This is a genomic window from Gorillibacterium terrae (assembly GCF_051594785.1).
In the GTDB taxonomy this organism is placed as follows: domain Bacteria; phylum Bacillota; class Bacilli; order Paenibacillales; family NBRC-103111; genus Gorillibacterium.
Window position 1 is genome coordinate 668,812 of the sequence record NZ_JBPPGI010000001.1, and the last position, 13,071, is coordinate 681,882.

The 13,071-nt window shown below is 61.8% G+C and carries 15 protein-coding genes; 7 read left to right on the forward strand and 8 right to left on the reverse strand.

Annotation, left to right across the window (positions count from 1 at the left end; all coding sequences use genetic code 11):
• The first annotated feature begins 173 nt into the window (after positions 1-173).
• Positions 174-1,562, forward strand: a complete 1,389-nt coding sequence (gene fumC, locus ACSEXS_RS02840) for a class II fumarate hydratase (protein WP_438431672.1) — start codon at positions 174-176, stop codon at positions 1,560-1,562.
• A gap of 21 nt (positions 1,563-1,583) precedes the next feature.
• Here fumC and ACSEXS_RS02845 read toward each other — a convergent pair whose 3' ends face one another.
• Positions 1,584-1,895, reverse strand: coding sequence for an AzlD domain-containing protein (locus ACSEXS_RS02845; protein WP_438431673.1), 312 nt, complete (start codon positions 1,893-1,895; stop codon positions 1,584-1,586).
• Positions 1,892-2,653, reverse strand: a complete 762-nt coding sequence (locus tag ACSEXS_RS02850; RefSeq protein WP_438431674.1) for an AzlC family ABC transporter permease — start codon at positions 2,651-2,653, stop codon at positions 1,892-1,894. The genes ACSEXS_RS02845 and ACSEXS_RS02850 overlap by 4 nt, the downstream gene beginning before the upstream one ends.
• 196 nt (positions 2,654-2,849) lie before the next feature.
• Between ACSEXS_RS02850 and ACSEXS_RS02855 the strand changes: the two genes are divergently transcribed.
• The 5 genes from ACSEXS_RS02855 (at position 2,850) to ACSEXS_RS02875 (ending at position 5,745) form a co-directional block, all read left to right on the forward strand.
• Positions 2,850-3,041, forward strand: coding sequence for a hypothetical protein (locus ACSEXS_RS02855; RefSeq protein ID WP_438431675.1), 192 nt, complete (start codon positions 2,850-2,852; stop codon positions 3,039-3,041).
• Positions 3,042-3,183: 142 nt separating this feature from the next.
• The gene (gene yyaC / locus ACSEXS_RS02860) at positions 3,184-3,729 is read left to right on the forward strand and encodes a spore protease YyaC (RefSeq protein ID WP_438431676.1); all 546 of its coding nucleotides are present in this window, start codon (positions 3,184-3,186) and stop codon (positions 3,727-3,729) included.
• Between the two features lie 100 nt (positions 3,730-3,829).
• Positions 3,830-4,129 (forward strand): hypothetical protein, encoded by a 300-nt coding sequence (locus ACSEXS_RS02865; protein WP_438431677.1) that lies wholly within the window; start codon positions 3,830-3,832, stop codon positions 4,127-4,129.
• A 237-nt stretch (positions 4,130-4,366) separates the two neighbouring features.
• A complete protein-coding gene (locus ACSEXS_RS02870) occupies positions 4,367-4,534 on the forward strand; it encodes a hypothetical protein (protein ID WP_438431678.1) in 168 nt (55 codons plus the stop codon).
• A 290-nt stretch (positions 4,535-4,824) separates the two neighbouring features.
• Positions 4,825-5,745, forward strand: coding sequence for a prenyltransferase (locus ACSEXS_RS02875; protein WP_438431679.1), 921 nt, complete (start codon positions 4,825-4,827; stop codon positions 5,743-5,745).
• A 102-nt stretch (positions 5,746-5,847) separates the two neighbouring features.
• Here ACSEXS_RS02875 and ACSEXS_RS02880 read toward each other — a convergent pair whose 3' ends face one another.
• The 4 genes from ACSEXS_RS02880 to ACSEXS_RS02895 all read right to left on the reverse strand — a co-directional run bounded on the left by ACSEXS_RS02880 (position 5,848) and on the right by ACSEXS_RS02895 (position 10,942).
• Positions 5,848-7,671, reverse strand: a complete 1,824-nt coding sequence (locus tag ACSEXS_RS02880) for an LPXTG cell wall anchor domain-containing protein (RefSeq protein WP_438431680.1) — start codon at positions 7,669-7,671, stop codon at positions 5,848-5,850.
• Positions 7,672-8,150: 479 nt separating this feature from the next.
• Entirely contained in the window at positions 8,151-8,573 is a 423-nt protein-coding gene (locus ACSEXS_RS02885) for a DUF4183 domain-containing protein (RefSeq protein WP_438431681.1), read from the reverse strand.
• Between the two features lie 105 nt (positions 8,574-8,678).
• Positions 8,679-9,020 (reverse strand): DUF4183 domain-containing protein, encoded by a 342-nt coding sequence (locus ACSEXS_RS02890; protein WP_438431682.1) that lies wholly within the window; start codon positions 9,018-9,020, stop codon positions 8,679-8,681.
• A gap of 380 nt (positions 9,021-9,400) precedes the next feature.
• Complete coding sequence (locus ACSEXS_RS02895) at positions 9,401-10,942, reverse strand: NAD(P)H-hydrate dehydratase (RefSeq protein WP_438431683.1); 1,542 nt, start codon at positions 10,940-10,942, stop codon at positions 9,401-9,403.
• A 219-nt stretch (positions 10,943-11,161) separates the two neighbouring features.
• On the opposite strand from ACSEXS_RS02895, the gene map reads away from it, so the two are divergent.
• On the forward strand, positions 11,162-11,920 hold the full coding sequence (gene map / locus ACSEXS_RS02900) for a type I methionyl aminopeptidase (RefSeq protein ID WP_438431684.1): 759 nt from the start codon (positions 11,162-11,164) through the stop codon (positions 11,918-11,920).
• Between the two features lie 86 nt (positions 11,921-12,006).
• Here the strand turns inward: map and ACSEXS_RS02905 are convergent, their stop codons facing one another.
• Positions 12,007-12,318 carry a dehydrogenase gene (locus ACSEXS_RS02905; protein ID WP_438431685.1) on the reverse strand — a complete coding sequence of 104 codons (312 nt, stop codon included), beginning with the start codon at positions 12,316-12,318 and terminating at the stop codon, positions 12,007-12,009.
• Between the two features lie 242 nt (positions 12,319-12,560).
• Positions 12,561-13,028 carry a cupredoxin domain-containing protein gene (locus tag ACSEXS_RS02910; protein ID WP_438431686.1) on the reverse strand — a complete coding sequence of 156 codons (468 nt, stop codon included), beginning with the start codon at positions 13,026-13,028 and terminating at the stop codon, positions 12,561-12,563.
• Positions 13,029-13,071: the final 43 nt, after the last annotated feature.

The following is a 13,071-nucleotide window of genomic DNA, read 5'->3' on the forward strand; positions in this document are numbered from 1 at the left end:
ACGGAAAGAAAGCGGGAAAGTTGCGAGATTCGGGAAGTCCGGTCGCTTCTCTCCTGTATTGGACGAAGCCGGACCTGGCGTCCCCTGCGTTTCGTTGGCAATGAACCGGGACTTTTTATAGAATAGGAAGGGATAGGGACCATAACCCAACACGGGAGCAAGGAGGAGTTACGGTGGAGTACCGGATGGAGAAGGACACCATGGGCGAAATTAAGGTGCCTGCGGATCGGCTATGGGGGGCCCAGACCCAGCGCAGCAGCGAGAATTTCCGCATCGGCACGGAGCGCATGCCCCTGGAGGTGATCCGCGCGTTTGCCCTCTTGAAAAAAGCCGCGGCTGCGGTCAACGCGCGCCTCGGCAAGCTGCCGCAGGAAAAGGCGGAAGCGATCGGGCAGGCGGCGGATGAGATCGCGGACGGCCGCTGGGACGATGAATTTCCGCTGGTCGTTTGGCAGACCGGCAGCGGCACGCAATCGAACATGAACGTCAACGAAGTGATCGCCCGCCGGGCCGGACAAGTGCTGTGCGAGCGGGGAAGCGAGCTGACGGTGCATCCCAACGACGACGTGAACCGCTCGCAGAGCTCCAACGACACCTTCCCGACCGCTATGCATGTCGCCGGCGTGCTGGCGGTGGAGGAACGGCTGCTGCCCGCTTTGGAAACGCTTCAATCCACGCTCGCGGCCAAGGAAGCGGAATTCGCCGACATCGTCAAAATCGGCCGAACGCACCTGCAGGACGCTACCCCGCTTACGCTCGGCCAGGAATTCAGCGGCTGGCGGACGATGCTGGAGAAGACCGGCCGCATGCTGAGGTTGAGCCTGGACGGCATGCGCGAGCTTGCCATCGGCGGCACCGCGGTCGGCACCGGTCTGAACGCCCACCCGCGCTTCGGCGAGGAGACGGCGGCCGAGCTAAGCGCTCTGACCGGAACGGAATTCCGCTCCTCGGCCAATAAATTCCACGCGCTCACAAGCCACGATGAAACGGTATTTGTCCACGGTGCGATGAAGGCGCTCGCCGCCGACCTGATGAAGATCGCCAACGACATCCGCTGGCTCGCAAGCGGGCCCCGCTGCGGCCTCGGCGAGCTGCGGATTCCCGAGAACGAGCCGGGCAGCTCGATCATGCCGGGCAAGGTCAATCCCACCCAGTCGGAGGCGCTGACGATGGTCGCCGTGCAGGTGATGGGCAACGACGCCGCCATCGGCTTCGCGGCGAGCCAAGGCAACTTTGAGCTGAATGTGTTCAAGCCGGTCATCCTGTACAATTTCCTGCAATCGGTTCGCCTGCTGGCCGACGCGATGCTGTCCTTCAACGAGCATTGCGCCGTCGGCATCGAGCCGGACCGCGAGGTGATTCAGCGGTACCTGGAGGAATCGCTCATGCTGGTGACGGCGCTGAACCCGCATATCGGCTATGAGAATGCCGCGAAGATCGCCAAGCTGGCGCACAAGGAACGGCTGTCGCTGAAGGAAGCCGCCGTTCGCTCCGGGCTATTGACCGCCGAGCAATTCGACCAAGCGGTGCGCCCCGAGGAGATGATTCACCCGAAGGAGTAACCGAGTAACCGCGCGGGCCGTTTACAGGAGCCAGCCTGCCAGCGCGGCGGCCGCGATCCCGCCCAGCACGACGGCGATGATCGGCAGCCGGAGGAGCGACAGGAGGAGCGCCGCCGCCGCTCCTGCCGCGCCGGTGCGCAGGTCGCCGGTCGAGTCCAGGATGGCGGGAAAGGTCAGCGCCGCCAGCACCGCGTAAGGAAGCTGATCGAGGAAACGGCGCAATCGGCCGTCGACCCGAAGCTTGTCGGCGAGGACAAAGGGCAGCAGACGGGGCAGGTAAGTCACCGAGGCCATGCCCGCTGCCGCCAGAAGTCCGTTCATCAGATCCGTCAAGCGGGTTCCTCCTCTCCGAGCCAAGCCCCGGCCCCGGCGGCCAGCACGGTGGAGAGAATGACCCTCCAGCTTCCCGGAAGCGGTGCGAAGAGCGGCAAATAGGTGAACAGGCATTGGAACATCGCCGCCAGCCCGGCAACCCGGAGGGCCGGCCGGGATTTGCGAAGGCCGGGGACGAGGAGGGCCAGGAACATCACGTAGAGGGAGATGCCCATGCTGTTCTTGATCAGCTCGGGCAGCCCCGACGAGAGCAGGAGACCCGCCCACGTTCCCGCGTTCCAAGCGGCATAGGCGATCAGGTTCAATCCGAGCAGGTAAGGCGCGCCGAGCGGACGAACCGATTCCCGCATGCTGGCTACGGCGAAGGTTTCATCCGTGACGCCGAATGCGATTGACGCTTTTATCCGTCCCGACAGGGACGGATTTATTTTTTGGGCCAGGGAAGAGGACATGAGAAAGTGGCGGAAATTGAGAATGAACGCGGTGAGCACGATGGCTGCCGGAGCCGCGCCCGCAGCCAGCATGTTCACCCCGACAAATTGGGAAGCCCCCGCGTAGACGAAGAGCGAGAGGGTTATGGCGATCCACGGCGACAATCCCGCCGATTCCGCCAGCATGCCGAACGTCACCGCAATCGGCAAGTAGCCGACCGCGATGGGAATGCCGGCCTTGACCCCCTCCCGCCACGACTCTCCTTGATCCCTCGAAACAGCGGCGAGCCGGCTCACCGCTTGCCCGCCATCCTTGTCTGGTTCCATGAGCGGCTCCTTTTTCCGATCGCGTTCGGACATTATCCCTAATCCTATCAAACCTCCTCGTCCCTTGTCTGCGGAAGGGACGATCATTTTTTTATATACGGGTGATTGGCTGTTTAAGCGGCTTGTGCGAAGGGTATAGAATAGAAAGCCGCCATCCCTCTTTGGGCCTATTCGGTCTGCCGGAGGACGGGCTCAATTGACGGAAAACAGGATCGGAGGGAGAGCCTTGTACCAGCTCAGCTACAAAGGCAAAGCGTTCGGAGAAGCGATGGACGAGGAGCGCGCGCTGGCGATGGCGCTGTATCTCAAGCCCTGCTTTCTGAATCTGGAGGTCATCCGGATGGAGGAAGCGGAGGCGTTGGAGTCCTCGGACGAACAAGCGTCTTAAGGGTCAGGAGCCGTGTCGGAGACCATTCTTCCACAGTGGCGGAACGCTCCCGTTTCCGCTACAATTGCAGCAGCATCTCTGGCCCTTGTTCGCCGGAACGCCGGCGGACGAAGGGTTCTTTTGTTACCTAGGAGGATGGGGCATGGCGGGAATCGTTACGGGAGAAGGACTGCATCGCGAGCTTGGCTCCGCGGCGGAAGCGCTGAGCGGGGAAGGGCCGGTCTATTGCGTATGCGTGGGCACCGACCGCTCGACGGGAGATGCCTTCGGCCCTCTTGTCGGCAGCTTGCTGGAGCAAGCTGGCTATCCCTATGTGATCGGAACGCTGGAGCGTCCATGCGATTCCGATACGCTGATTGAACGGTTGAAGGAGCTGCCGCCGGAGGCGCGGGTGCTGGCGGTGGACAGCGCGGTCGGCGCATCGGTCGGGTATTACCAACTATCCCGCGGACCGCTCTCGCCGGGCCGGTCGATGGGCAAGCCGCTGCCGAAGGTGGGACAGGCCTCGCTGTTCGGCATCGTCTGCCCCAACCGGGCCAATCCCTACTCGGCTCTGCAGACGGCCTCGCTGCATCGGGTGCTCGGCATGGCGGGCGAGGCCGCCCGGGCCATCCTGCAAGCCTTCGGCACCGGAGAACGGACCCAATCTCCCTTGCATACGATAACAGACAGGAACTGTCAAGAATAGACCCGAACCGGCTGCGCTGTTCGAGCGACTTTGCGGAAGGGCTTCGATACAATGGAGAGGCTTTGTTTTGCATAACGGAAGACGAAAAGGAGTGAACGTCATGACGATGGTCAACCATTACAATAAGACGAACGAGGATCGGGAGATTTACTGCTGCTTGCGCAACAAAGTGGTGAAGGCGGATGCCGACCATCTGGCTCAGTACTGCAACGGCTGCAAAATGTTCAGCGCCGTTCATCCCGACGGCGGGGTGGAGTGCGTATGGGAGGACATTCGAACCGACCGCAGCCGCGTGGTCGTGGCCGATCCCTATAGCGAGTGGATGGAGAACCAGCGCCGGGACGTAACGCCCGGCCTATCGGCGGAGCTGTCCGGTCCGGACGCCGCTCTTGCCGGATGAGCATTCGGCGATCTGGGTCAGAGACGACCGCTCGGAACCGGTGATCAGGCCGGCCGGGCGGTTTTTGTATGCCGTATGCCGGATGAGAAGCAGGAGGAGACCTCTTTTCTGAGTCAAAGGGAAGGAAAGACGAACGTCCTAGTTGTCAAGCCCTATTTGTGGATATATTTTCATTTTCCCGTTTCGCCGATGGTTAAGCGGGTTAATGGATCTTACCGACAATCGGAAGAATTATCCATGGAAAAGGAGTTGACCAGCATGTCGATCGAACGTTTTATCCTTCGTAAGCTCAGCCGATGCAAACAAAAGGAACTGCGGGCGAATCTTCTTCAGTTGCTCGTCATCCGTATCCAGAAGGCCCAGGAACAGGCCAGCCTCGAAATCCAAAGACAACGGGCGATTTGACTGCAGGTTGTGTCGCGAGTCGCTTTTTCCGGTTCAGGCTCTCCTAGGGAGCCTGTTTTATTTTTTTGGGGCGGATAAGCTTGGGCCGATTGAATAGCGGAAGTGAACCTGCCAAGGATTGCCCTGGACAACGGTCGAGGGGGACGTCTATACTTATTCTCTGTATGTCATTATTCTTACAACTTGCGCTGTTAACCGGATGCGGATGGACATGGCTTGGTCGAGGATAAAGCAATTTGTACGTTTCCTTCCTATCTTGTGTTAACAGCCTACCCAGTCGGAGGCGGACAATGAACGGCTTCAAAGATTTCATGAAAGCATCCCGGTTTCCGTTTATTTCGGTCATGGTTCTGCCGGTGGTTCTGGGAGCGCTCGGAGCATTTGCTTGGAACGGGGTTTGGCATTGGGGGCGGCTGCTCGTTACCGTCATCGGAGCGGCTGCGATGCATCTGTTCTCGAATATGATCAACGACCTATGGGATTACCGCAATGAAACGGATACGGCCGCAGCCGAGACCGAAGGTGCCATTCAGACCCACTCGCAGTACCTGACCCTGGGCATCTGGTCGGAAAAGAAATATGCCGCCTGGACCTGGACGATGTTCGCCCTGTCGCTTGCGAGCGGAATCCTCCTCGCGGTCTTGAGCGGGTACCCGGTGCTGCTGTACGGAGGGTTCGGCGCTCTGATCGCCTACTATTACGTCGCACCTCCGATCCGTTTCGGTTACCGGGGCAAAGGATACAGCGAATTCGCCATCGTTGTGGCGTTCGGAGTCCTGCCGGTCGTCGGCAGCTATTACGTGCAGACATCTTCCTTCCGCTGGGACGCGGTGCTGCTCTCGCTGCCGATCGGGCTGCTGACAACGCTGATTCTGTTTAATCACCATTTCCTGCATTGGCGGGCCGACCTCAAGGCGGGTAAAATGACGCTGGTCGTGGTGTTTGGCGAACGCAAGGCGATCCGCTTCTCCCTTCTGCTTGCGGTTCTGTCTTACGTCACGCTGATCGCGGCGGTAGCCGCGGGATCGCTGCCCTGGTACGCTCTCCTCGCGCTCGTGACCGGCCTGCCGCTGGTGAAGCTGTACCGGGGGTTGAAGGACGAGAATCCTTCGGAGGCCTACTTGCCGCTCATGGGCGGAGCGCTTAAAGCCAGCGTCAGCTGCGGACTGGTGATGGGCGCAGCTCTTCTCATTCAAGGCTTCTGGGGTTGATCGAACAGCGACCCCCGAGATCGAAACAAGCAAAGACGGCATGGATTCGCGGTTAAGGCGAATCCATGCCGTCTTCTTCTTTGAGATCAAACGCGCTTATGCTTATTTGGACCGGTTCCGGCTGAGCCGCAGGGTGGTCAAACCGGCGCCGATCAAGAGCAGACCGGCTGCATAATAGCCGAGCGGCAGCGTTTCGCCCGTCTGCGGCAGGGTGGCGGTTCCACCGGCGGTTCCCGTACCGCCGACCGAGGTGCCGCCGTCGCCGCCGCTGCCTCCGCCGAGAGGAATCGGCTCGGGACTCAGCTCGATCAGGCCGCTATCCGAAGGCGACGGAGATGCAATCGGCGAAGCCGTGTCCGGAGAAGGCGAGACCGTAGCGGTCTCCGCTGCGCTTCCCGGCGTAGTGGTAGCCGTAGCCGTCGGCGTGGTCGTCGGTGTAGCGGTCGGCGTGGCCGTCGGTGTAGCGGTCGGCGTAGCGGTCGGCGTGGCCGTCGGTGTAGCGGTCGGCGTGGCCGTCGGCGTAGCGGTCGGCGTGGCCGTTGGCGTAGCGGTTGGCGTGGCCGTCGGCGTAGCCGTTGGTGTAGCGGTCGGCGTAGCCGTTGGCGTTGCCGTCGGCGTAGCCGTTGGTGTAGCGGTCGGCGTAGCCGTTGGCGTAGCGGTCGGCGTTGCCGTCGGCGTAGCGGTTGGCGTTGCCGTCGGCGTAGCGGTTGGCGTGGCCGTCGGTGTAGCGGTCGGCGTAGCGGTTGGCGTCGGCGTCGGCGTCGATGCAGGCGGAATCGCCAGCGTCGTTATCTTTTCACAGGGCAGCAGGGTGACGATCAATTTGTCTTGGTCGCCCACTTTGGTGGTTTCCAGGGTCAGCTTGCCACCCGCCGGGATGACAACCTTCTTGGCCCCTTGCTTGGTTCCTTCAATCTGCCAGTTGAAATAAGCGGGGACATCCAGTTTGCTCGTCACGGTCCAGACATGCTTGGCGCTGCCCGGAACGACCGAGAGCTCGAGCGGCAGGGCATTGCCCCGGCATTTGTCCCAGATTTGCAGCAGCGACAAGATAATCAAGTTGCCGTGTCCTTCCGTTCCCGGGTAAGTCAGAACTCCCCCGGCATACAAATCGGTCTGGTACGGACCGACATCCGGCAGGTCGATCTCCAGATCGTATACGCCGGGCGAGAACGTGCGAGTAATGGAATCGTGGAGAATCTGGGCTTCATAAGGCTGTCCGTGTTCCTCCACCTTGGTTCCGAGCGGATAGCGGTAGCTGCTGAAGCTGACTGTGGCATCTCCGTAGACGACGACCAGATGGAGACGGGCCTTGCCGGTCACGGGATCTTCCGTGATCGTGGTGCGGCCCTTGTCGATGTGATTGGCCCCGTAATCGTTCGGATTCCCGCTCATTTCACGGGAGGGCGCCGCCACGGTGAAGAGCTTTTGCTGGCCATCTACCTGGAACGCGATGGAGAGGGTCCGATCGCTCTTGAATTTGCCGGCCAGCTTGAAGGAAAAGTCGATGGTATTGCCGGTAACGCTGGCGCTCAAAGCGGGGCTGAGGCCCGTGCTCCAAGCCGCCGGGTCGACCGGAAGGCTCAACTGGTCAGCGGGCAGCGAGCCCGTCGAGCCGAGGAACGGCAGGGTCTCGCCAAAGGCGAGCTGCAGAACGGAGCCGCTGAACGCGGACGGAGCCACCGGCAGCCTCAGGGAATACTTGAAGACGGTGTTCTGGCCGTCGTCCGTTCGCTCGTACCCTTTGAAGTCGAGATAAGTGCTGTCCAGGACGGAAGTGTACGTAGCATCGGCAACGCTGACCCCCTCGGTCGATTCGCCGGTTGGTAAACCTGCCGCCATCGCTTGAAAGACGGGAGCTAGGCTGAAGACAAGGAGGGTGCAGAGAAGCAGTCTGGCGAGCCGGTTTTGCTGAGCTTTTTTCATGCCTTCACCTCATTAGAATAGAATTGAAGTTCCCTCAAGACCAACGGCGGACGAGATCGATCACTCCAATTGTTCGTTATAAAGAACAATGGGGATCGAGATAAATTTCGAAGGATATGTATTCCTCCGATTGAGGCAACATGACACCCTTTCGGAAAAGATGACCAACGTCCTAAAAAAGGGAGTCTATTCGCAAATCGCTCTGATTCAATCGCCCCTTTCCTAAGCGCATCGCCATGATTTCACGGATGTCCGGATCGATTTCGGACCATCCCCGGCATCCCCCTAACTATCTCACAAAGACGGATGCTCAGCAAGAAAAAGTTCTCTATATAGAACATCACTTTTCTTTACCCCATCTGCGCCGAATTAAACGCCGACCGGAGAACAAATGCCGGAAATTTCATAAAAGAAAACGGAACCGCGGGCGAAAGGCCGGCGGCTCCGCTTCCGATTGCCCGCACGGCGCGGACGGAGGATCAGGTTACCGTGGTTGTCGTTACCGTGAGCGACGGGGTGGATGTGGATACGGAGGATGTTCCGTCGTAATTGTGAACCTCGACCACAACCGGCGTTCCTTCCGCAATGGCAGCGGAAGCAATGGACAGTCCGGAGGCGGTCCAAGAGGTAAGGCTCGATTCCTGCAGCACGCCGTTGATGTATACATTGACATAACCGCCGGCGGAAGGAAGAGGCAGGGAACCGGTGGGGACCGGGTTGCCGGCGTCATCGACAAAGCTGGTGTCGGGAACCGTGGTCGTTCCGCCGGTGATCATGGCGGCCGTCACGATCGCGACGAACCGGGTGACGGCGTCGCTGACAGTCGTCGTGGTTACCGTACTCACGGTTCCGCTGACCGTACTGCTTGCCGCAACGTATAGCTTGATGAGAGAAGGGGGCATTGGCTTCACCTCCACACGTTTTATTAAAACGTATGTCCGGCGAGCCGCACCCGACACGTTGAATGTCCCGGCCACCCTAGAACTGGACGTTCCCCCATCAAGAGATCATCCGAAGATACGGACAACTTGCAGCACAATCGGGGTGCCCTGCGGCGGCAGATCCTCGGTTAACAGCCGCAGCCGTCCTTTGGAGACGGAGTAATGATCGGGCGGCTGGAGAACGGCATTGACGAACAGATTGAGGTAGGTTGCCGTTCTCGGATTGGGAATCCGGCGGATGCCGTGGCCGGCTGCATCCTTGTCTCGGTAAACTCGGCTCTTCCCGTCGGAGTAGACGACGAAGACGCTGGCTTTCCCCCGCAGCAGCCGAGGGGGTCTTGGCCTCGGGCAATGGGGCTTCGCCGGCTTGTGAGGAGGCTTCGGGCAGGGCCCCTTCGGCGGCTTCATCGGCTTAACCGGCTTAACCGGTTTCGCAGGTTTCCGGGGTCTGCACGGAGGCTTGTGCGGTTTACAAGGAGGCTTTCGCGGATTTCTCCCGGGACACGGCCGTTTAGGAGGCCTGCCGGGTTTTGCCGGTTTGCGGGGTCCGCACAGCGGAACAGGCCGGCGCAGATTGCCGGATTTATCCGATCCGTCGGGCCTGCCCGGTCTTCTCGGTCGGGTCGCTATCCGCCGCTTGGGAGGGCGGGCGGATGGAGTTGAATGGCTCGCAATTTGGGCCTTGCCCATGCCGCGCCGTCGGCTCGCCGTGTTCATGTCCCTCCTCCCCCTTTCGTGCTTCTTCCCCATTATATGTGGGAAGGGAAGGGGGCGGTGTCGGTCCGGGCTTACAAATATTCAATCAAATCGCCGGCGAGCAGGGTTTGACCTCCCCGCGCAGCGCGGGCCAGGTCCCCGGCGCGGCCGTGCCGCCAAACGCCGAAGCAGGCCGCCTGCAGGCTGGACAAGCCTTGGGCCAGCAGGCTCGCGATCACGCCTGTCAGGGCGTCTCCCGTGCCGCCCGTCGACATGCCGGGATTGCCGGTGGTGTTCAGGTAGACCTCGCCATCCGGGGCGGCGACCACCGTCCGGGAGCCCTTCAGCACCAGCGTGACCCGGTGCTTGGCTGCATAGTCGCGGGCAATGCCGATCCGGTCGGCCTGCACCTCCGAGGTCGGGCGCTTGACGAGGCGGCCCATCTCCCCGGGATGCGGGGTCAGGATGGTGGGGAACTGCCGCTCGGGCCATTCGTCGAAGTCCGCCGCGTCGGCGAGCATGCCGAGCGCATCGGCATCCAGCACGAGCGGGCATTGGGCCCCTTCCCAGATGGCGCGCAGCCACTGGGAATCGTCGGCGTAGCGTCCGAGGCCCGGTCCCATCGCGAAGGCGTCCTTGTCCTCGGTCAGCCGGAGCAGCGTTTCGGCGGAGACGTGCGTCCAGTCGCCGTCTCCGGCATCGGGTACACCTACCAGCATCGCTTCCGGCAGGCGGCCGAGCAGATGCCGCGTCAGGCTCGCCGGCAGGGCCCAGGTGGCGAGGCCGCAGCCGGTGCGCAGCGCGGCCCGGGTGGAGAGCAGGCCGGCGCCGCTCATGCGCTGCGTGCCTGCGGCCACCAGCACGTGGCCGTAGGTGCCCTTATGCGAGTCCTCCCGCCGCGGACGCGCCGCGTCGATGCCGAGCGCGCCGGAGAGCGTTTCCGGCGAGATCAGCCGGGCGAGCGGCGCGAGCTCCGCGAGCGCTTCCTCCGGGATGCCGATGGGCCGGACGAAGACGCGTCCGGCGTATTCGGCGCCCGGATGAAGCACGAGGCCCTGCTTTTGCCAAGCGAAGGCGACGGTGACGTCCGCGCGGATGCACGGCTCGTGCACCGCGCCGGTGTCCGCGTTCAGGCCGCTCGGCAGATCCGCGGCGATGATCGGCAGGCCGGAATCGTTGGCGGCCCGGATCAGCTCGGCGACGGCGTCCCGGGGAGCGCCGGCCGCGCCGGTTCCGAGCAGCGCATCGACGATGCCGTCGTAGCGGCCGAAGCGGACGTTGTCCGCACCCGGCAGGAACGCGATGCCGAGCCGAGCCGCGATATCGCGCTCCAGCGCGGCGTCGCCCGCGAGCTCTTCGGGCGGGCAAGCGAACAGCACCTCCGCATCCAAGCCCAGCGAGCGGAGGTGGCGGGCGGCGACCAGCCCATCGCCGCCGTTGTTTCCCTTGCCGGCGAGGATGAGCCAGCGCCGGTTCAGCTTGCGGCCTGGGGCTTCCAAACCGTCCGCGAAGGTCTTGACCTCCTCGGCGAGCGCCTTGCCGGCGTTCTCCATCAGGCAAACGGCAGGAATGCCGATCCGGTCGATGGCAAACCGGTCGGCCCGTTTCATTTGATCCGAAGTCAGTGCATACAAAGGGACTTCCCCCTCAAGAATAAGTGTGTGAAGCCGTCGATGTTTTGAAAGGCTTGCCTTCCCTTGCATTTCCGCGTGCGACAGCGCTAGAATCAGTATAGCGAAAAAGCGGCGACATGACGAATGCTACCGCGCCTTGCGCCAACATATAATGAAACCGATCTTTGACGACCAGCGCTGCCTGAAGGAGGCGGCGCGCAGGCTAGAGGAGGAGCAGCTTTGATCAAGATGAAAACAACCGAGGAGATCGCCCTGATGAAGCAGGCGGGCATCATCCTGGCGGACTGCCACAAGGAAATCGCCAAACGGATCGCCCCGGGCGTCACCACCTGGGAGATCGACCAATTCGTCGAGGAATTCCTTAAGGAGCGGGGAGCCACTCCGGAGCAGAAGGGATACAACGGGTACGAGTATGCGACCTGCGCCTCGGTGAACGATGTCGTCTGCCACGGGTTCCCCAAGAAGGTGCCGCTCAAGAACGGCGACATCGTCACCATCGACATGGTGGTGAACCTGAACGGCTGGCTGGCGGACTCCGCTTGGTCGTATGCGGTGGGAGAAGTCAGTCCCAAGGCCGACGACCTGCTGAAGGTGACCCGCGAATCCATGTATGTCGGGATTGAACAAGCTGTGGTGGGCAACCGCATCGGCGACATCTCCCACGCGATCCAAGTCTTTGCGGAATCGCGGGGGTATTCGGTCGTTCGCCAGTTTATCGGCCACGGAATCGGCAAGGAGATGCATGAGGCTCCGGAGGTGCCGCATTACGGACCGGCCGGCCGCGGACCCCGCCTCAAGGAAGGCATGGTGATCACCGTCGAGCCGATGTTGAACGTCGGTCATTGGGAAGCGTACGTAGAGGAAGACGGCTGGACCGCCCGGACGGTGGACCACAGCTTGTCCGCCCAGTACGAGCACACCATCGCCATCACCAAGGATGGACCGGTGATCCTCACCGATCAGGGAGAACCGCGCTAACGCGCTGCCCCGTTCTCCCGCTTGCCCAACTGAAAAAGGACGCGACCGGATAGCCGGCACGCGTCCTTTTTCGTTCCGGCTTCGGCTTACCCGCCGAAAGCCGCGCGGAACGCTTGGGCGACCTGTTTGGCATCTTGTTCCCAGAGCTCGGCGATTTCCGCCGCCGCATGCTCCTCGAACCAGTCGCAGAGCAGCCGCTTGTTGCTGCCGTTCTGGACGATGTACGGCAGGTCCAGCATCACCCGCTTCACGTACAGCTCCTCGGCCTCTTTCATCCGCTCCGCCGGAATATACCGGTCGAGCCGCTTGGCGGTCCGATACAGCTCCCGGGAGCAGGCCCTCCGGATGCCTCGTGCATTCGGTAGCGGCGTCTCGTGCTTGCCCGTATTCGGTTTCATCGCGCACTCCCCTCGCACGGAGGAGGCCGCTTGAAGGTAGCGCCCGCATGCGGCCCGCGCTTCCCATCGCGGACAAAGCGCGGTTATTCCGATCCCGCTTCCTTTTAGCAGCCTCCGCCTAAAACCGGCATATGCCGTTAATCATCCTATGCGGGCCGAAGGAGGCGGGCTACCGGAACGGGCGAGGGGGGAGTTCGCTTCGGCCGATTTACTTGCAATCGGCGCTGGATGGGTTCCTCCCGTTAGTCTACAGTCAGGTAAGCGATCATCGGACCGTGATGGGCGGCGTCGGGATGATCCATGCAGATCAGCCGGTAGGTGCCTTCCTTCTCCGGAGTGAAGGTGACTGAGGCGGTCATGCCCTTCTTGACGATTCCTTTGATGTCTCCGCCGTCTTTCCCGGCAATGCCTTCGATGACAAACGAATGGCTCGCTCCGTTGATGCCACGGATGCGCAGGGTGACGGGTTCTCCCTTCTCCAGCGTGAGCGAGCCCGGATGCCAGATGTAGGCTTCCAATTCCTTGCCGTCCTGGGTCGAGCTGAATTCGCCCGCCACCATCTCGACGATTCGGGCCGGCGCGGCCGGGGCCGAGGCTGTCCAAGTCCGCCCGTTGCCGTAGTAATAGCCTCCCGCGGCCAGTCCCAGGCAGAGCACCGCCAGGATCGCGGCAAGCGCCCCTTTGCGGATGCGAATGGTTCGAAACATCATTCAATCCCTCCTTTTGCCTAGGGGGTTCGAACCGGATGCCCTC

Coding starts and splice junctions, on each gene's coding strand:
- ACSEXS_RS02850 (WP_438431674.1), bottom strand. CDS start 2,653: ATGGAACCAGACAAGGATGGCGGGCAAGCGGTGAGCCGGCTCGCCGCT.
- yyaC (WP_438431676.1), top strand. CDS start 3,184: ATGGCGGGAATCGTTACGGGAGAAGGACTGCATCGCGAGCTTGGCTCC.
- ACSEXS_RS02865 (WP_438431677.1), top strand. CDS start 3,830: ATGACGATGGTCAACCATTACAATAAGACGAACGAGGATCGGGAGATT.
- ACSEXS_RS02870 (WP_438431678.1), top strand. CDS start 4,367: ATGGAAAAGGAGTTGACCAGCATGTCGATCGAACGTTTTATCCTTCGT.
- ACSEXS_RS02875 (WP_438431679.1), top strand. CDS start 4,825: ATGAACGGCTTCAAAGATTTCATGAAAGCATCCCGGTTTCCGTTTATT.
- ACSEXS_RS02880 (WP_438431680.1), bottom strand. CDS start 7,671: ATGAAAAAAGCTCAGCAAAACCGGCTCGCCAGACTGCTTCTCTGCACC.
- ACSEXS_RS02885 (WP_438431681.1), bottom strand. CDS start 8,573: ATGCCCCCTTCTCTCATCAAGCTATACGTTGCGGCAAGCAGTACGGTC.
- ACSEXS_RS02890 (WP_438431682.1), bottom strand. CDS start 9,020: ATGAAGCCGCCGAAGGGGCCCTGCCCGAAGCCTCCTCACAAGCCGGCG.
- ACSEXS_RS02905 (WP_438431685.1), bottom strand. CDS start 12,318: ATGAAACCGAATACGGGCAAGCACGAGACGCCGCTACCGAATGCACGA.
- ACSEXS_RS02910 (WP_438431686.1), bottom strand. CDS start 13,028: ATGATGTTTCGAACCATTCGCATCCGCAAAGGGGCGCTTGCCGCGATC.